General features: G+C 71.4%; 13 protein-coding genes. 5 read left to right on the top strand and 8 right to left on the bottom strand.

Annotated elements, in window-relative coordinates; translation table 11 throughout:
- Window positions 1-4: 4 nt before the first annotated feature.
- Window positions 5-3,475: a bifunctional glycosyltransferase/CDP-glycerol:glycerophosphate glycerophosphotransferase gene (locus HKK74_RS04615; protein ID WP_187241766.1), complete on the top strand. Its 3,471-nt coding sequence runs from the start codon at window positions 5-7 to the stop codon at window positions 3,473-3,475.
- 109 nt (window positions 3,476-3,584) lie between these two features.
- Entirely contained in the window at window positions 3,585-3,893 is a 309-nt protein-coding gene (mihF, locus tag HKK74_RS04610) for an integration host factor, actinobacterial type (protein WP_187241765.1), read from the top strand.
- Between the two features lie 15 nt (window positions 3,894-3,908).
- Here the strand turns inward: mihF and HKK74_RS04605 are convergent, their stop codons facing one another.
- Window positions 3,909-5,135 (bottom strand): MFS transporter, encoded by a 1,227-nt coding sequence (locus tag HKK74_RS04605; RefSeq protein ID WP_312881243.1) that lies wholly within the window; start codon window positions 5,133-5,135, stop codon window positions 3,909-3,911.
- A gap of 62 nt (window positions 5,136-5,197) precedes the next feature.
- Here HKK74_RS04605 and HKK74_RS04600 point away from each other — a divergent pair, with 62 nt between their 5' ends.
- Window positions 5,198-6,448, top strand: coding sequence for an ROK family protein (locus tag HKK74_RS04600; RefSeq protein WP_222721851.1), 1,251 nt, complete (start codon window positions 5,198-5,200; stop codon window positions 6,446-6,448).
- Between the two features lie 263 nt (window positions 6,449-6,711).
- Entirely contained in the window at window positions 6,712-8,337 is a 1,626-nt protein-coding gene (locus HKK74_RS04595) for a glycosyltransferase family 2 protein (RefSeq protein WP_187241764.1), read from the top strand.
- Window positions 8,338-8,404: 67 nt separating this feature from the next.
- Here the strand turns inward: HKK74_RS04595 and HKK74_RS04590 are convergent, their stop codons facing one another.
- The 5 genes from HKK74_RS04590 to HKK74_RS04570 all read right to left on the bottom strand — a co-directional run bounded on the left by HKK74_RS04590 (window position 8,405) and on the right by HKK74_RS04570 (window position 15,092).
- Window positions 8,405-9,367 (bottom strand): NAD(P)H-dependent flavin oxidoreductase, encoded by a 963-nt coding sequence (locus HKK74_RS04590; RefSeq protein ID WP_187241763.1) that lies wholly within the window; start codon window positions 9,365-9,367, stop codon window positions 8,405-8,407.
- A gap of 84 nt (window positions 9,368-9,451) precedes the next feature.
- Entirely contained in the window at window positions 9,452-10,438 is a 987-nt protein-coding gene (locus HKK74_RS04585) for an NAD-dependent epimerase/dehydratase family protein (RefSeq protein WP_187241762.1), read from the bottom strand.
- Window positions 10,439-10,712: 274 nt separating this feature from the next.
- A complete protein-coding gene (locus HKK74_RS04580; RefSeq protein WP_222721850.1) occupies window positions 10,713-11,282 on the bottom strand; it encodes a Uma2 family endonuclease in 570 nt (189 codons plus the stop codon).
- Between the two features lie 84 nt (window positions 11,283-11,366).
- The gene (locus HKK74_RS04575) at window positions 11,367-13,040 is read right to left on the bottom strand and encodes a hypothetical protein (RefSeq protein WP_187241761.1); all 1,674 of its coding nucleotides are present in this window, start codon (window positions 13,038-13,040) and stop codon (window positions 11,367-11,369) included.
- A gap of 96 nt (window positions 13,041-13,136) precedes the next feature.
- Window positions 13,137-15,092, bottom strand: coding sequence for an arabinofuranosyltransferase (locus HKK74_RS04570; RefSeq protein WP_246491176.1), 1,956 nt, complete (start codon window positions 15,090-15,092; stop codon window positions 13,137-13,139).
- A 92-nt stretch (window positions 15,093-15,184) separates the two neighbouring features.
- Here HKK74_RS04570 and HKK74_RS39585 point away from each other — a divergent pair, with 92 nt between their 5' ends.
- Entirely contained in the window at window positions 15,185-15,661 is a 477-nt protein-coding gene (locus HKK74_RS39585) for a macro domain-containing protein (RefSeq protein WP_312881242.1), read from the top strand.
- 28 nt (window positions 15,662-15,689) lie between these two features.
- Here the strand turns inward: HKK74_RS39585 and HKK74_RS04560 are convergent, their stop codons facing one another.
- On the bottom strand, window positions 15,690-15,839 hold the full coding sequence (locus HKK74_RS04560; RefSeq protein ID WP_187241758.1) for a helix-turn-helix transcriptional regulator: 150 nt from the start codon (window positions 15,837-15,839) through the stop codon (window positions 15,690-15,692).
- A 52-nt stretch (window positions 15,840-15,891) separates the two neighbouring features.
- Window positions 15,892-18,003, bottom strand: a complete 2,112-nt coding sequence (locus tag HKK74_RS04555; RefSeq protein WP_246491225.1) for a glycosyltransferase — start codon at window positions 18,001-18,003, stop codon at window positions 15,892-15,894.
- Window positions 18,004-18,012 lie beyond the last annotated feature (9 nt).

Here is an 18,012-nt window from a genome sequence, read left to right as displayed (position 1 = left end):
ACCGATGAACGTCACGATCAGCGTCATCGTCTCGACCCACGCCGCGGGCGCGCGCCTCGCCGAGACCCTGTGGTCGGTGGCGGCGCAGTCCCACGACCGCCTCGAGGTCCTCGTGGTCGACGACGGTGCCGGAGCGGCGGCCTCGGTGCGACTGCCGGACGAGCGGTTCCGGCTGGTCCGGGCGGGCGCGCCCAGCCGCGGCGCGGCCCGCAACGTCGGCGTGGCCCAGGCCACCGGCGGCTACCTCGCGTTCGTCGACGGCGGCGACGTGCTCCTCCCCGGCGGTCTGCGCGCGCTGGCCGAGACACTGGCCGAGACCGGCTCGGACCTCGCCGCCGGCAACGTCGGCGTGCGGCGCGAACGCGTGATCGCGCCGTCCCGCACACACCAGACGGCGTTCACCCGGACCCTCTTGCGCACCCACATCGCCCGGCACCCCGCGCTGCTGCAGGACCGGTACGTCACCAACAAGCTGTTCCGCCGGCGGTTCTGGGACGAGCACGCCCTGTCGTTCCCGGACGTGAACCGCTACGACGACCTCGTCGTGTCGATCGCCGCGCACCACCTGGCCGGCTCGGTCGACGTCCTGCGCAGTACGGTCGTCGTTCGCGGCCGGGACGGGTGGCCCGAACCCACAGCCGAGCCGCGCGAGATCGCGGACGGCTACACCGCCGTGTCGGCGGTGTTCGCCCGGCTCGACGGCACCTGGCGGGCCAAGGACCGCCTGCGCTTCCAGACGACCGCGCTCGACCGCGAGCTGAGGGTCTTCCTGGACGCGATGCCGGACGCCGGCGCCGACGAGCGCGTCCGGATCGTCGAGCGGGCCGCCGCCTACGCCGAGGGCGTCGACCCCCGGGCCTTCACCGCGCTGCCGGCGCTGACCCGGCTGAAGTGGCATCTGGCGAGCCGGCGGCTGGTGACCGAACTCGTCAAGCTCGTACGGTTCGAACGCGGCGGGACCTCGCCCGCCATCGTGCGTGATCCGGTGCGCCGCTTCGTCGTCTATCCGTACTGGAAGGACGACTCGCTGGCGATCCCCCGCGCGGTCTACCGGGCCCGCCGCGAGGTCGCGATGCGCGGCCGGGCGCATGAGGTGCGGTGGGTCGACGGCAGGTTACGGATCACCGGCGAGGCCTACATCAACTCGGTCGGCATGCGCCGGCGCTGGACGTCCGTGAAGGCCGTCATCCTACGTTCCGAGGACGGCGGGCTGGTCCTCCTGCGCGCCCGGCAGACCCCGCGACCCGGCCGTGCATCAGGGGCATGGACCGGTTTCGAGGTGACCATCGATCCGCGCAGGCTGCGCCGGCGCCGATGGAGCCGCAGGACCCGGTGGGCCGACGGCACGTGGAACGTCGAGGTCGCGGTCCTCAACGCCGGGATCTACCGCAGTGGCGCGCTGCGCGGGGGCGTCTCCGGCACCGGCGCGAACCCGCCCTACGGCTACGTCGCCGACGGCGTACGGGTCGTACCGCTCGTCGCCGACGGCGGGCTGCGGCTTCGGATCGAGACGGTGCGGGCCAGGGCCACCGCTCTGCGCTGGTCCGGCGGCGCGCTCGAGATCGAGGGAACCGCCGAGGACGGTGTCGCGGTCGAGCCGGTCCTGTCGCGCCCCGACGTGCCGGTGCCGGTGCCGATCCCCGTCACGGTCCACGCCGGCGGGTTCACCGCCCGGCTGGAGCACGCGGTGCTGGCCGACGACCCGGCGGATCGGGACCCGGACCAGGACCCGGACGCGGACCCGGAGGTGATGGACGACACCCGCGACCGGACCGTCTCGCTCGGCGGCGAGCCGCTGGCGCTGGCGGAGGGCGTCGAGGACGCCGTACGGCTCGTGGGCGCCCGTGAGCTCGTGGCGGGCCGTGGCGTCGGCGGTTATCTGCGGATCCGGACCAGGTCCGCGCGGATGACCGTCACCTCGTGCGCGTGGCGTGAGCCCGGCGTGTTCGAGCTGAGCGGCACCCACCCCGCCCCCAACGCCGGATCCGAGCCGCGCGGCGACCTGGTCCTGCGCGCTCGTGGCCGCCGTAAGGAGCATGCCTTCGCCATGACCTTCGACCGCGATGAACTGCGCGGGCGGGTGCCCGCCGCGGCGATCGCGACGCTCGGGGGCCCGCTGCCGCTGCGCCCCGGCCGCTGGGATGTGCTCTTCCGGCCGGCGGGCGGCCGCGCGCTGGCCGTACGGCTGGACGGGCGGGTCGGCGAGCGGCTGCCCTCGGCCGTCGAGGTCGCGCTGCGCGGCTACACGCTGGAGGACCACGACGGCCGGCTGGTCCTCGAGGTCACCGGCGACCTCAGGCCCGAGGAGAGGTCCGCGGGCACCAGGCTGCGGGACGAGGCCCGTCGCCGGGTGGCCCGCGACGGCCTGCGCGACACCGTGCTGTTCTCCTGCTTCAACGGCAGGCAGTACTCCGACAGCACCCGTGCGATCCACGAGGAACTGGTCCGCCGCGGCTGCGACCTGGAACAGCTGTGGGTGGTGGACGACGCCCAGGTGGAACTGCCCGGCACCCTGCGGGCGGTACGACTGAACGGCGCCGAATGGCATGACGCGATGGCCTCCTCGCGCTACATCGTCACCAATCACCGGCTCGGTGACCGGTTCCACCGCCATCCCGGCCAGGTGGTGTTGCAGACCTGGCACGGCACGCCGTTGAAGAAGATCGGTCGTGATGTCAAGGAGGTGCACTTCGCCTATGCCCCGGGCATGCGGAAGGCCCTGCGACCCGGCGACCTCAAGGGTCCGGCCCTGCCGGAGTGGACCCATCTGCTGTCCCCCAACCCGTTCAGCACCGAGATCCTGCGCCGGGCGCTCGCCTTCGACGGCGACATCATCGAGACCGGGTATCCACGCAACGACGTGCTCCACAGCCCGCGGGCGAACGAGATAGCCGCGCGGGTGCGGTCACGCCTCGGCCTCCCCGACGGCAAGAAGGTCGTGCTCTACGCCCCGACATGGCGTGACGACCAGTACTACGGCCGGGGCCGCTACCGGTTCGACATGCGGATCGACCTGGCCCGGGCCCGTGCCGCGCTGGGCGACGACCACGTACTGCTCGTGCGGCTGCACTCCAACATCGTCGATGGCGTGCCCGGGGACGGCGACGGCTTCGTCCACGACGTGTCGCCGTACCCGGACATCGCCGAGCTCTACCTCGTCGCCGACCTGCTGATCACCGACTATTCGTCGGTGATGTTCGATTACGCCAACACCCGCCGGCCGATGCTGTTCTTCACCTACGACCTGCGCGACTATCGGGACCGGCTGCGCGGGTTCTACTTCGACTTCGGAAAGGAGGCGCCGGGACCCCTCATAGAGACCTCCGACGCGCTCATCGATGCCGTCCGCTCCGCGGACGACACGGCGCTCCGCCACAGGCCGGCCTACGACGCGTTCGTGCGGCGGTTCTGCCCCCTCGACGACGGCCGCGCGGCCGCCCGGGTGGTCGACGGAATCTTCCCCGGCACGTCCTGACGATGCCGTCCGCGGCGACCCTCCCACCACGGAAGTCACAAGACTCCGCCATGATGGCCCGAATACCCGTCGCGTGCTGCGACGGTCAATGACAACGAAGGAGACGTTCATGGCTCTGCCCACGCTCACCCCCGAGCAGCGTGCCCAGGCCCTGGAGAAGGCGCAGCAGGCCCGCAAGGAGCGCAGTGAGCTGCTCGCGGGGGTGAAGGCCGGCACGCTCACCATCGGTGATGTCCTGGCTCGCACCGACGACATCGCCAAGAAGACCAAGGTCGTCCAGGTGCTCAAGGCCCTGCCCGGCTACGGCCCGGCCAAGGCCGCCGCGCTCATGGAGCAGGCCGGCATCGACGACAGCCGCCGCGTCGGCGGCCTCGGCGAGCAGCAGCGCCGCAAGCTGCTCGAGGCCGTGTCCGCCTGACCATGAGCCGGCGCATCACGCTCTGACGGACGAGCGCACGGCGGGTTCGGGACCGGGCGGGGCGAGTGCCCTGATCCCGGCCGGGCCCGCCGCGGCGATGTAGGCGCACAGCACTCCGGGTATCGCCAGCGCCAGTGGCAGCGAGGTGGCGTCGGCGAGGTGCCCGATCACGGGTGGGCCGCCGAGCAGACCGGCGTAGCCGAACATCGTCACCGTCGACAGCGCACGCCCCGCGGTGCCGCCCGCCGCCCCGACCGCGCTGAACACGACGGGCACGATCGTGGCCAGGCCGACGCCGGCCAGTGCCCAGCCGGCCCAGGCGACGCCCAGCCTCGCCCCTCCCGTGACCGGGGCCAGCAGGACGAGCGCGTAGCCGGCGGCGGCCACGAGCCCGGACAGCCGGATGGTGCGAGCCGCGCCCAGCCGGTCGCGCAACCCGTCGCCCAGCAGGCGCACCGTCGTCATCGCCACGGAGTAGACGGTGAACGCCAGCGGGGCGACCGCGGGCCCGGCCTCCAGCACGTCGCGTGCGTGCACGGCCGCCCAGTCCAGCGCCGCTCCCTCACTGAGGTGACCGGCGAAGACGATGGTGCCGAGGAACAGCACCAAGCGCCAGAGCCCGACCCGCCGGGGCGCCGTCTTCACGTGCGGCTCCGCCTCCGTACCGGCACCGGGTCCGGCGGCGCCGGGCAGCAGCCACCTCGCCGGTGGCAGGAACAGGACGGCTCCGGCCAGCGCGGCCACGACCAGCATGCGTTGAGAGCCGATCCCCGCGTGGAGCCCTGCGGCGGTGAGCGCGCCGCCGGCGGCGCCACCGAGGCTCCACACTCCATGGAACGCCGACAGGATCGGCTTGGGATGGCGGCGCTCCACCTCGACCGCGTGCACGTTCATGGCGATCTCGAGCAGCCCCAGTCCCATGCCGAAGACGAGCGCGCCGAGGATGAGCGTGCCGTACGAGGGCGCCAGCGCTGGACAGATCAGGGACAGGGCGCAGAGCGGGCCGGCCGGCACGCAGACGGCCCGGCTGGACCATCGGTCGCACAACCGGCCGGCGATCGGCATGGAGATCAGCGCGCCGAACGAGACGAACAGCAGCGCCGTGCCGAGCCTCGCCGCGCCGAGCCCGAGCCGGTCGTCCAGGGCGGGCAGCCCGGCCGCCCACATCCCCACGACGACGCCACACAGACCGAAATAACCGAACACGCTCATCCGCGCACGCCGCACGTCTGGGTCGACCACAGGCCCTCCTTTTTGCTCTTGGCTAGAACATAACAACCCAGAACGACTGACACAATGGGCGGGTGCCTGGCGAGACGGGAGCGACGACGAGCGGCCAGCTCCGCGTCCACAACCTGCTCAGGGTGCTGCGCGCGGTGCACGACGGCGGAGCGATGCGCACCCGGGCCCAGCTCACCCACGACCTCGATCTGGCCCGCGGCACCGCCACCGTGCTGGTCGCGGACCTGATCGGCAGCCGGCTCGTACGGGAGGAACCGACCGTCCAGCGCACCCGTGGCCGCCCGACCCGTGTTCCCGGACCACACCCGGACGGGCCGGTCGCACTCGCCGTCGACTTCCGCGAGGACTCCTGGACCGTCGCCATGGCCGAGCTCGGCGGCCGGCTGACCACGAGAGAGACCCGGCCGCACCGGCCCGGCCCGCCCGAGGCGGTGCTCGGCGAGCTGGCGGACGCGCTGCGCGCACACGTCCGCGCCCTCGGCCAGCGGGTCGCGGGGGTGGGGATCGCGATGCCCGGTCCCGTACGCGGAGACCGGCTGCTCGACGTGCCCCACCTCGGCTGGCGGGACGTCGAGGTCACCGCACTGCTGGCCGCCTCGCGGATCGCGGCGGCACCGCTGCCGGTGCTGCTGGACAACGACGCGACGCTCGCGGGACTGGCGGAGGCCCGCCGGGGCGCGCTGCGCGGCGTGGCGGTGGGGCTGCACCTGCACGTGGACTTCGATGTGGGCGGAACGCTGATCCTCGACGGACGTCCGCTCAGGGGCGCGCACGGCACCGGCGGCGAATTCGGACACATGCCGCTGACCGGCGCGTCCGGCGTCTGCGCCTGCGGCGCCACCGGATGCTGGAGCCTGGGCGTAGGCGCCAACGCCCTGGTCCGGCTGACCGGCGGCGAGGTGACCCCCGGGCAGGGGCGCGAGGAGGCCCAGCGGATCATCGCCGAGGCGATGGCGGGCGACGACCGCGCCGCCGCCGCGCTGACCTCGACCGCGCGCGCCCTCGGACAGGGGGTGAGCGCGCTGGTCAACGCCCACGATCCCCAGGTGGTGACGCTCTCCGGGGTGGGCGCCGACCTGCGGACACACGCCGAAGAGGCAGTGCGCGAGGCCTATCTGCACGGGCTGATGATGTTCCGGCGAGACCGGCCGCCCGAACTCGTCTCGTCGGCCCTCGGCAGCGAGGGAATCCTCGTCGGCGCCTCCGAGATGGTCTTCGACGCCTTCCTCACGCCGCGGGGTCTGCACGCATGGCAACAGGCGGTCTCGCCCCTGGCCGGATCCGTGGCCGAACACCGCCGGCCGACCGGCTGACTTCAAGCGCGCCCGGCTCATCGGGCTCGCACCCGCCTGACACCTGCGGGCAAGATTCCAATTGGCAGGGGTTCATCCGAATGTCGCCATCTCGTTGACAGCCTGAAATTAGAAATTCGCAGCCAATTCATATTCGTGGAACAGCCGGCGGAAATACCACGGGCCGGGGTCACTCGAATGGCACGTCGACCTGCTAGCCTGCATGAAATTCGCACCAGGATGGCGACCGGGCCAGACAAGCGAGGGACACCGGACGAGTGAGCATGCTGGTAGTTCCGAGCGCACAGCCTCGGATCCGCGACAACGATTACGGCGACCTCCGGCCGCCGACGCTCGGTCAATGGGAACCCACCCTGACCGTAAGTGTCGTGATACCGGCCTACGGGTCACAGGAGAAGCTGGACCTGACGCTCGCCGGGCTCGCGGGACAGACCTACCCGGGGCATCTGCTCGAGGTAGTGATCGCCGACGACGGCAGCGACCCGCCGTTGCGCCTGCCCGAGATCCGGCCGGAGCACACCCGGATCGTGCCGAGCCTGCCCGGTGGATGGGGCTGCGCGCACGCCTACCGTTCCGGCGCGCTCGCCGCCGAGGGCGATGTGATCGTGCGGCTCGACGCCGACATGCTGTGCTTCCACGACAATGTCGAGGCCCACGTCCGCTGGCACCACCTCGCCGACCACCTGGTCCTCGTCGGACACAAGCGATTCGTCGACTACCAGGCGGGTGCCCTCACTCCTCAGGACGCCTACGACGCGGTGGCCCGCGGCGACGGCGAGAAGATCTTCGCCAACGAACGGCATGAGGGTCACCCCTACGAGGAGTTCATCGAGAAGACCGATCTGCTCCGCTCGGCCGGCGCACAGGCCTCCCGGGTCTTCACCGGGGCCTCGGCCTCCTACCACCGCTCCTTCTACCACGACGCGGGCGGTGTCGACGGCGACATGGTTCTTGGCGAGGACACCGAGTTCGGGTACCGCCTCGGCCAGGCCGGCGGGGTCTTCGTCCCGGAGCTCGCCAGCAGCAGCTGGCACCTGGGCTGGTCGACCACCATGACCAACGGCCAACGCGCCACCCGCTACTGCCGGCCCTTCTACGCCAACCGGGTGCTGATCCCGCGCAAACGCCGCCCCGACCCCGGCAGGCAGTGGCGGGTGCCCGGCGTCGAGGCCGTGGTCGACGTGACCGAGGCGACCTGGGAGCAGGCCAGGGCGACCGTGAGCGGGCTGACCGCCGGCAACGTGTCGGACGTACGCATCGATCTGGTCGGACCGTGGTCGAAGCTCCACGACCGGCGACGCGACCTGCACGCCGATCCGCTGCTCGATCTGCGGCTCATGCGCGAGGGCTTCGGCGACGACGGCAGGGTGCGCCTGGTCGAGTCGGTGGCCGAGACCGCGTTCCCCTCGCCCTACCGCTTCCACTGCCCGGCCGGATGGGTCCCCGCTCCCGGGGCCCTCCAGCGGCTGATCCAGCTGGTCGAGAAGGAGGGGTACGGCCTCGTCACGCTCGATCTGTCCGGCGAGCAGACCGAGGCGACCACCGCGCGGTTCGAGCAGACGCGCGCGTACGCTCGCGCCCACCGGATCGCCGGGGCCGATGACGACGTCGACAACCTGGTGCGCGAGATGTTCGCGGCGCACACCATCGACGGCACCGAATGGGCTCTCACGCAGGCCACGACCGACGTGCCGCAACCGCCGGTCGACTGGCACGCCCGCGCCGTGAAGTGGGAGTCCGAGGCGGCCAAGTGGCGGGCTCAGGCGCACAGCCTGAACGCCGAGATCCGCGAGATGAAGGCACAGCAGAACCGCCGGCTGCACCGCAGGCTCCGCCGTCGGCTCGGGCGGATCCGGCGAAGCATCGTCGGCCCGCGCGCGCAGTCGTAGCCAGCGCCCCGAACGCGGGCCGGTCAACCTCCAGGCCCATCTGACCGCTCCTGGCAGACCGTTCCGGTCAGCGCCTTCCCGCTCGGGCCAGTGCGTCCTCAGCCTGCGCGGCCAGGGTGGCGACAAGATCGGCTGCGGAGGGCAGGTCGTTGATGAGATCGATGGCCTCGCTGGCCCACACCGGCAGTGGGGGTATCTCGCCTCGTGCCACGCCATCTTGGTAGGCCTGCTTGGCCTGGGGATCGGCGGAGAGTTCGGCCTCTCGGCCCCGCCATTGGTCAAGAACGGGGTGGCCGAGGGTGCGGGCGGTGTACTTCGACGGCCACCGAGAGCCTCGGGCGATATCGAGCACGCTGCTGCGCTCGGTGTCCTGCCCGTGTCCCTCGACGATCGCCTTGGCGGTCGAGGGGGCGACCAGTGCCTCGGGCGTGGCCTGAAAGCGGGTACCGATGAGCGCCCCGGCGGCCCCCAGAGCCAGGACGGCGGCCACGCCACGTCCATCGGCGATCCCGCCGGCCGCCAGCACCGGCACCGGCGCCGCCAGGTCCACCACGACCGGCACGAACGGCAACGTGGACCGCCCGTGCCGAGCGCCATGCCCACCGCTTTCGGTCCCCTGCGCCACGATGACATCTGCGCCCAGGTCCACCGCCCGCCGGGCCTCCTCCAGATCGGTGACCTGAATGATCAGCGCCACACCCGCCTGGCGGATGCGTTCAGCGAACGGGCTCGGGTCTCCAAAGGACAACATCACCGCCCTGGGGTTGTGCTCCAGCGCCCGCTCGACCGCGCCAACATCGATCGCCCAGGTCAGGAAGCCGATCCCCCACGGCTTTTCGGTGCCCTCGGCAACTATTGGCAGCTCGCGGGCCAGCCAGTCCCGATCCCCGTTGCCGCTGCCCAGCAGCCCGAGCCCCCCGCCTCGAGAGACGGCCGCCGCCAGCGCACCACCAGCCGACCCGCCCATCGGCGCCAGGGCAATCGGGTGCTGCACACCGAACAACTTCGTGAATGCCGTCGACAACGCCATGCCCACAATCATCACCCCTTACCGGCACACAAGGGCGTCGGGCAGATGAACTGGCCGCCGACGCGGCGACATGGACCGAAGCCGTTAGCCGAGAGCGTCGAGCAATTCGCGCTCGCGCTGGGCGCTGAGGCCGGCACGTCTTGCCCGGTCCAGACCCTGCTCGCGTTCCCACAGCAGCGTGTCGGCCAGCAGCTCCGCCCGGGGCCGATGACGAAGCCCCGCGGCGCGCGCCGCAGATCCGCTGCGGGCCGAGAAGCCCTCCCAGCCCGGCTCGACCAGCCACATCGGCAGCGACTCGGCCCCCATGAACTCGGCCACGCCCTTCGCGAGCAGCCAGGCCGAGTCGGCGGTGACCACCGGACCGGTGTGCCCGCCAATGCTACGAGACAGCTCGATCCACTCTCCGAACGGAACGACCGGACCGACAGCGTCGTACGTGCCGACGCTCCCCGTCGCCCCGGCGTCGAGCAGCCAAGCGGTGAGGTCCCGCACGTCGACTGCCTGTGTCGGCATGGCCGGTGCATCGGGAACCAGCATCGGCCCTTGCGGATCGCGTGCGGCACGGGCCACCCAGTAGCCGGTGCGTCCGGTGTGATCGCCCGGGCCGGCGATGAGACCGGCGCGTGCGACGAGCAGACGGTCGCCCACGATCGCCGTAGAGGCCTGCTCGCAGGCGACTTTCGCCTCGCCGTACAACGCGCGGTCGACCTCGCTTCGATCGGCCGGAGCAAGAAGGGCCGCGGACTCGTCCGCGGCCGGCGTGGCATGGGAGGCGTAGGCGCTGACGGAGGAGACATAGGCCCAATGCCTGGCCCTGCCGCCCAGTGCGTTGAGCGCCTCACGAACGAAGCCCGGCTGCCATGACACCTCGATGACCGCATCCCATTCGCGGTCAAGCAGCGGTTGGTACGCCACAGGATCGCGCCGGTCGGCGACCACCAGCCTCGCTCCGCCCGCGGCTTCTCCGCTTTCGCCGCGCGCCAGGCACGTCACTCGATGGCCGCGCTCGATCGCCTGCCTCGACAGCTCCCGGCCCACCCAAGCTGTCCCGCCCAGCACCAAGATCTCCATCCCGACACTTAAGCACCGCGAACACGGAGCACCCAGGCGGGTTCACCGACAGCGGACCCGATTCGCCCACAGCGGATCCGATGTCGTCAACCGGCAAGGTGGCCAGGTGTGGGTGCGGGCCAAGTTCGACGCCTTCGATCCCAGCCCGCTTGCGGGCAAATGAGCTACGGCCGGTCCTGGCGTCGTACTGGGGTCGGCCGCGTGAAGCGCGATGAGTTGAACATCCAGCGCTGACGCAGCGCAGCGCTGAAGGCCCTGACTCCGGTCGAGGTCCTCAGAATCGCAATTCGGCCCAGTCGATCGTGATGGTGATGGGATTGCTGACCGTTGGCGCGTCGCCGGCCTCGTCCTTCATGAACGTGCCGATGTGCTTGTAGAGCATCGTGGCCCGGTCGAGCTGGTAGCGCTCGATGACCGATACACCTGTGCCGTCCAGCCGGGCCACCCAGTAGTGCGGGATGCCGGCTTTGGCGTACTCCGCAGGCTTGTCGAGGGTGTCCTGCGTCTCCGATCCAGGGGAAACGATCTCGATGACGAGCAGAGCGTGCTCGGCTCGCAACCGTTCTCCTCGCTCGCGATCCAGGCACCGATAGAGCACGACATCGGGTCGGCGGTTGAGCAACGGAACGTCACGAAGTCTCAGATCGACGTAGTTGTTCACCGTGACGCACCCGTGGCCACGTTCCATGGCCGAACGCGCATGACGTTCCAGCGAGTTGGCGAGCCGCCTGCCCACCGTCTGGTGATCGGGAGTAGGCGCCTCGCAGTAGACGACGTAGCCGTCCACGATCTCAATCGCCTTGGCGATCTCCTCGGGGAGCGCCTCGTACTCTTCTGCGGTCACGCGGTCACGCGGTCACGCGATCGGGCTGAGGCCGGATGCCCAGGAGCCAGCTGTCTTCCGGTAGGGAAGTCATCCGGCATCCCCTCATGATCTCAGGCCGTGTGACGCGTTCAGCTTACGACCCACGGCCGGGTGACGCTGCGCCTGGACGGGTACGAGTGCCGGTGATTGCAGGTCGGTGAGCACTCCGTGGCGGGCTGAGGGGCAGCGGCGGCAGAGCAGCACGCGACCGCCATTCGTCGCCTTCAGGTGGAAGCCCGGCACGGCTCCGGGGCGCATCGCGGCTCCGCGGTGGGCGAGCAGGGCGCACGTGACCCCGTAGTGGTCGGCGATGGCCGCCCGCCGCTCCGGGCCCGTACCAGCGGCGAAGAACTCCGCCGCGTCGCGCCGGCGGGTGGCCTCGTCGACGAACGGGTACGGCCACGCGGTCACCACCGCACGGGCACCGCGACCGTTCACCAGGCGGCTGGGCCACGGCTCCTCTGTGATCACCACGTCTCGGGGCCCGATGTGCGGCAGGAGCGGGTCATAGGACGTCGTCACCGGCCGGGCGCCCCACGCCGTCAACGTCTGTGGTGTTACGTCCTTCCAGTAGGCCCGCACCAGGCCACCGGACGCGCCGTACGCACCGACGCAGCAGGCGATGAGCGCGACCACCGCGTACCCGGCACGGACCGGTGTCCGGCCGCCCCGCGGCCCACCGAGGTAGGACGCGAGCGCCAGATGCAGCGGGAGCATGACCACCGGGATGGAGCGCGCGAAGCCGTACGACCCGGTGAGCGCCCCCACGGCGACGAGCGAGACGGCCAGGACGAACAGGATCTGTAGCTCACGGCCGAGCGGGCGCCGGCCGCCCATGACGAGCGCCGGCAGCCCGGCGAGCGCGAGGCCGTAGTGCTCGAAGCCGAACGAGCGGGTCACGTCGGCGATGAGGGTCTTGTGCGGAGCGTCGAAGTCACCGGCCACGCCGAAGAGGGAGAACACGTCCGACCACGGCCAGAGCAGCGTCAAGGCGACGACCGCGCCGGCGGCACCGGCGAGCCCGAGGAGCGTTCCGGCCCGCAGCAGCGTACGCGGGCCGGCGAAGGCGAACGCCACCAGGCCGATCACCGCGTTGGCGGCGGTGAAGGGATGGGTCAGCAGCAGCAGCGCGCCCAGCACCGTGATCACGGCGAGTGCGCGCGGGCCCCGGTCCCCCGAGCGGTACCGCAGGAAGGCGTCCCAGAGCAGCAGCATGAGGGCGGTGCCGATGACGCTGGGGTAGCTCATCGTCCACGACAGCGAGGTCAGGCCGAGGAAGCCGCTCCACTCCGTCGGCCGCAGGCCCCACAGCAGCAGGGTGAAGACGACCGCGAGCGCCGCGACCAGCGGCCCACCGCCGAGATGGCGGCAGAACCGGCGGACCGCGACGAGCAGGACGACGACGTTGACGACCCCCGCGACCTCCAGCACGGTCTGCGGCGCCGCGCCGGTCAGCGCCGAGACCGCGCCCAGCAGCACCATGTACGGCGAGTAGTACGGGCTGCCGGAGGCGGCGCCTACGAGGGGGTCGGCCGGGCTCCACAGGTCGGTGGACAGCGCGTGCACCGTCGCGAGATGCAACCGGAAGTCGCCGGCCCACCCGTGGCGGAGCGTGACGAGCACAGTCCACAGCACGACGACGGCCGCCACCGCGAGGTAGGGGTCGCGCCACCATCTGCCGCGCACCCGGGCGTTGACGGCCTCCGTGAGGTCGGCGGTTCGAGTCAGCGCAGACATGACCCCTCGATCGGTGAACACTTCGACGGACCCTATCCAGCGGTCGCGGCCACTGGCCGCCCGGCCCGGCCGGACGCTCCCTCGGCCGGGAGGCGGTCACGGGCGGCGGATGGCGACCACGGTGTCCTCCGGCAGATCGTCCACGAGGACGAAGGTCTTGGCGTCGAACTGTTGCGGCTGGAACCGCAGCACCGTCGGCAGCCGCAGTGGCCGCCACACGAGGTCGGTCTTCTCCCGGTGCAGGATGAAGACGTCGATCGGCCCGAACTCCGTGCGCGCGGAGGCCTGGGCGAAGGCGGCTGGGTCGGTGATCTTGGCCAGCTCGGTGAGCTCGGCGTATCGGTCGTCCCAGCGGACCGGCCCGTACGAGGCGTTGCGGTCGGTTCCGATGTAGCCCCGCCACGGCAGGAACGCGAACAGCTCCTCGTCGTAGGACAGCGTGTTCGGCCGCGCGCCCTCGCCCAGCGTCCCCTCGACGGCGCGCTGCACCGGCTCGACCGGGAACCAGGGCCATCGGCGGTCTCCGGCGGCGTCGGCACTGAACCTGGGGCGGCTGCCGTTCGGGAAGGGCTGGTTGTGGGCGTGGGCGGCGTTGGAGTTCGACAGTTCACCCGCGGCGAAGTCGATCCTGCCGCCGCCCGTGGCCTTGGCCGTCCAGCGGACGACGGGCATGTTGGTGTGCCAGTACGTGTATCCCGCGAAGACCAGGACGATCGACATGACCGCGACCCCGGTTCCCGGCGGAACCGGGGTGGCGACGCGACGCGCGAGCGCGGGCCCGGCGTGCACGACGGTGAGTACGGCCGCCGTGAGCAGGCAGGCGGAGATCAGCGGAAACGCGTAGTAGAAGAGGCCCGTGTGCGTGGTGGTCACGTAGCGGGCGAGGCTGATCAGGTAGTAGCCGTACGTCCCCAGCACGATGGCGAGCAGCGGGGGCGCCCACCACACCGAGCTCCGTAGCCACAACAGACCGGCCAGCCCGATCAGCTGTGCGACGCCGAGCGGCGTCATCTCCAGGAACGGCAGCGGGTTCAAGGAGATCAGGCTCGACTGGAACATGTCGGCGACCTGCTGGCCGCCGCGCAGCATCGCCCACACGTACGGGACGAGGTACCACGACGTCACGACCAGCATGACCGCGGCGATGCGGCCCAGATAGAACGCGTAGGCCCTGCGGTCGGACTCGGCCCGCCAGGTCAGCCACACCAGGGCGAGCACCCCCAGCACCGCGAACGCCAGATAGGCGTAGTAGGTCAGCGCCATCAGGCCGCCGATGACCCCGGCCGGAAGCCAGTGCATCCGCCCTCTCGCGGGTGACGCCACGGTGAGGAGCAGCATGGGGATGACGATCGCCAGCGCCACGACCTCGTACGCCTTGTCCGGCTTGCCGAAGATCACCAGGCCGAGTGCGCTGATCGCCAGCGCCGCCGCCGGGGTGGTCAGCCGCGACCAGAGCGCGAAGCCGATCACGATCGACGCCGAGACCACCAGGATCGCGGCGGGAGCGAGCAGCCGCCAGGCCTCGACGTCCAGCAGCACCGCAGCCTTGCCGATCAGCCACGGGTACAGCGGCGGGTACTCCGAGGGGACGCCGGCGACAATGCCGTCGCTGCTGGCCGAGGTGACCGTGTAGCGGGTGGCCATGGCCGCCAGCCGCCCGGTGTCGCCGAAGACGCCCTCAGATGGAAAGGGCGTGCCGTGCCAGGCGGTGCGCAGCAGCAGCACCGTCCACGCCGCGAACAACCCGGCGGCCGCGCCGGTCACCGCCGGACTCCGCCTCCACAACGCCAGCGCTGCGGTGGCCACGGCGGCGAACCCCCCGAGCACGAGCGGTACGTCGGCCCCCGCCTGCCGGAAGGGGTTCAGGTCGAGGGCTGATGGCACGAGGGCCGCGACCGGAGCGGCGGCCAACCAAACCAGAACCGCCACCACGCTCGGATGCGCGAGCGTCTTCGACACCCGGCGCCACGACCGCCGCCGGTCCCGCTTCTCCGCGTCCAGCGTGGCAGCCGGCGCTGCATCTTCGCGGACATCCGTCCCAGCTCGCACCATTGATCGATCCTCCCAGACCTAACGTGCCGAATCCCCCCGAACCGGGCGTATCTCTCTGGCCCGCTGACCATGACCTGCGCCAGCATGACCTTGTGGAGGCACTGAGGATCATCAAGGGCGACGCGACCAGCCCGCAGGCGACAGGACCCAAGATCGTCGCGCACGTCTGCAATGACCGCGGCGGATGGGGCAAGGGGTTCGTACTCGCGATCTCGCGGCGCTGGCCGGAGCCGGAACGCGAATACCGCTCGTGGCACCGCGAGCGGGCCGAGAACGACTTCGCCCTCGGCACGGTGCGACTCGTCCAGGTCCGCCCGGACATCTGGGTCGCCAACATGATCGGCCAGCACGGGATGCGGGCCGGCAGCAGCGGGCCGCCGATCCGCTACGACGCCGTCGAGCAGTGCCTGCGCACCGTCGCCGACCACGCGCTCGACCTGGGTGCCTCGCTCCACATGCCCCGGATCGGCTGCGGGCTCGCCGGCGGCACCTGGGGCCGAATCGAACCGATCATCGTCGAGACACTGTGCCGCCGCGACATCGCCACCACCGTCTACGACTTCGACTGAGACCCTGGTCATCGGTGGCGGGCGCGGCTCATGCCCCGGCGTCGGGGGTGAAGAAGTCCTCGATGCGGCATCCGAACGTCTCGGCGAGCCGGAACGCCAGGCTCAGGCTCGGGTCGTACCTGCCCTTCTCGATCGATGCGCGCCGAGCCTCCTGGCTCCATTCGCACTCGGCGCGCATATGCGCAACCGCCTGCAGCGTTAAGGATGCTTGTCGTTCAGTCAAGCGTCCTTTACATCTGCTCGCCCGCGATGAGGACGGTCCACTGGCGGCAGACCTCATCGAGTGCGTAGGCCTCGCGGAGCTGGTCCCGGCCGAGCCGCCGCTCGTCCTCCCAGCGCCCCTCGCGTACGGTCGCCGCGATCGAGCCGGCCATCGCCGCCGGGTCGGCGTGGATCCACCGCGGGTCGTAGATCGTCTCCGCGCCAGGCCACGGCAGCAGCGCCGGGACCGCCCCGGCCGCCATGCCCTCGGCCGGGGCGAGGTGGAAGCTCTCGTCGTCGCTGGTGGACAGCACGAACCCGATGCGCCGCAGCCACGAGGCGACGTCCCGGCCGTACGAGTCGAAGACGACCGCGCCCGCCAGCAGCGGCGAGCGGCGGATCCTGCGGAAGACCTGGTCGTAGTGCTCCCGCTCCTCCTCACGCTGCCAGATCCACCAGTAGTCCCAGGGCAGCTTGGACTTGATGAAGAGCATGAAGCGCGGATCGTCGCGGCGCAGCTGCTCCAGCACGTCGAGGCCGAGGTCGAGCCGCTTGCGCGCCGGCGCGATGCCGATCATGCCGAGGTGGTGCTCGGCCCCTTCGAGCTTCTCCCGGTCGAACTGGGTGTCGTCGACCCAGTTGGGCACGACCACGACCTTGTTCGCGGGCCAGCCGGTCATCTTGCGGGTCAGGTCGCCGTAGTGCGGGCTGACACAGATGATCTTGTCGACGGCACCGATGTCCAGCCGCTGCGGCCAGCCCGAGTAGAGCTCGAACCGGTGCAGGCGCACGAAGAGCCGCTGGCCGGGCCGCTTGTGCTCCGCGTACCACAGGGCGTTCGGCCCGCACCACTCACAGATGACGACGTCGGCCCAGTCGACCAGTTCCTGGCTGCGCTCCGGGTCGTGCACCTTCAGCGCCGACCAGTGGTCGACCCGCACCTCCATGTCGGGGCGGGACTTCAGGTAGTCGAGCAGCCTGGTGAAGAACTTCAGGTCGTGCCCCGCGACGCCCACCCGGAGCTTGCGGCCGCCGTCCCGCGACGCCCGCAGAATCGCCTCGGAGGGCTCGGGGAACGCCTGGGTCAGGTAGCGCCGCAGCCGGTCGGCGGCGGCATCGAGGGAGAACCCGGCGGCCGCCGCCCGGCAGCGCTCGGCGGCCAGGGCGTAGGTCTCCGGCTCGCGGGCCGTGACGGCGAGGGCCTCGACGACGTCGGTCTCCGACGCGGCGAACAGCGGATAGTCCGCGCCGAGCAGCCGCTCGTGCATGGGCGTGCGGTTGAGCACCACAGGCACGCCGAGGGCGCCCATCTCAAGGACTTTCGTGGAAAGCTCCAGGCTGGCGTCCATGTCCGGGTGCCGCCACGACAACCCGATGTCGCAGCCCGCGGTCAGCCGCATCGCCTCGGCGCGCGGGTGCCCGCCGTGCCACACGACGCCATCCCCCGATTCCAGGGCGGTGCGCATCCGCCGGGAGAAGTTCGGGTCCTTCGGATCGTCGTGCACCTTGTCGCCGACCATGTGCAGCTCGGCCTCGACGTCCCGCGCGGCGAGCAGGCGGGGCAGCCCGGTCATCTCGTAGGTGTTCCAGCGCGGCGCGAACTTGCCCGTGTAGACCAGGCGTAGCGGTCGGCCGTCCGGTGGCGTACGGTCCTGCGGCGACAGCCCGTCGGGCAGGACCACCACCGGCGAGAACAGCACGCACCTGCCCGCGGTCGCGGGCACGGCGGCCTCCAGGAAGCAGCGCAGCTCCTCGGTCTGACAGAGCAGGAACCGCGACGCCTCGGCAATGCGGGTCAACTCGCCGCGCGCGTTGCCGTCGAACTCGGGGGCCGACTGCGGCACGTCGGTCAGGTAGGTCCACAGCCTGCCCCTGAGGGGGCTGTGCGCGAGCTTGCCGGCCAGCCGCCGGCCGCGGATCACCACCAGGTCGTACGGCTCCGCCTCATCGATCTCGGTGAGCACCCGTACGGCCTGCTTGGCGGTCATGCCCGCGCCACCCTCGACGCGGCCCTCCTCGTGCGGGCGCCGTACGGTCACCCCCTTGATGGCGGCGAGCGGGTCGACCAGCCGGCCCGTGCGCACCGGCGCCTTGAGCACGAGCGTCACCGCGCAGCCGGCACGTGCGAGGGCCTGCACCATCCCCTGAGC

Source organism: Actinomadura alba (genome assembly GCF_014323705.1).
Taxonomy (GTDB): Bacteria; Actinomycetota; Actinomycetes; order Streptosporangiales; family Streptosporangiaceae; genus Actinomadura_C; species Actinomadura_C alba.
The sequence above is the reverse complement of the archived record's forward strand: the minus strand, read 5'-3'. Positions and strand labels throughout refer to the sequence as shown.

What these genes read in the sequence shown, in the direction of transcription:
- HKK74_RS04590 (WP_187241763.1), bottom strand. Translation starts at nt 9,367, where the DNA reads ATGGCGTTGTCGACGGCATTCACGAAGTTGTTCGGTGTGCAGCACCCG.
- mihF (WP_187241765.1), top strand. Translation starts at nt 3,585, where the DNA reads ATGGCTCTGCCCACGCTCACCCCCGAGCAGCGTGCCCAGGCCCTGGAG.
- HKK74_RS04615 (WP_187241766.1), top strand. Translation starts at nt 5, where the DNA reads ATGAACGTCACGATCAGCGTCATCGTCTCGACCCACGCCGCGGGCGCG.
- HKK74_RS04575 (WP_187241761.1), bottom strand. Translation starts at nt 13,040, where the DNA reads ATGTCTGCGCTGACTCGAACCGCCGACCTCACGGAGGCCGTCAACGCC.
- HKK74_RS04570 (WP_246491176.1), bottom strand. Translation starts at nt 15,092, where the DNA reads ATGGTGCGAGCTGGGACGGATGTCCGCGAAGATGCAGCGCCGGCTGCC.
- HKK74_RS04585 (WP_187241762.1), bottom strand. Translation starts at nt 10,438, where the DNA reads ATGGAGATCTTGGTGCTGGGCGGGACAGCTTGGGTGGGCCGGGAGCTG.
- HKK74_RS04560 (WP_187241758.1), bottom strand. Translation starts at nt 15,839, where the DNA reads ATGCGCGCCGAGTGCGAATGGAGCCAGGAGGCTCGGCGCGCATCGATC.
- HKK74_RS04595 (WP_187241764.1), top strand. Translation starts at nt 6,712, where the DNA reads ATGCTGGTAGTTCCGAGCGCACAGCCTCGGATCCGCGACAACGATTAC.
- HKK74_RS04555 (WP_246491225.1), bottom strand. Translation starts at nt 18,003, where the DNA reads ATGGTGCAGGCCCTCGCACGTGCCGGCTGCGCGGTGACGCTCGTGCTC.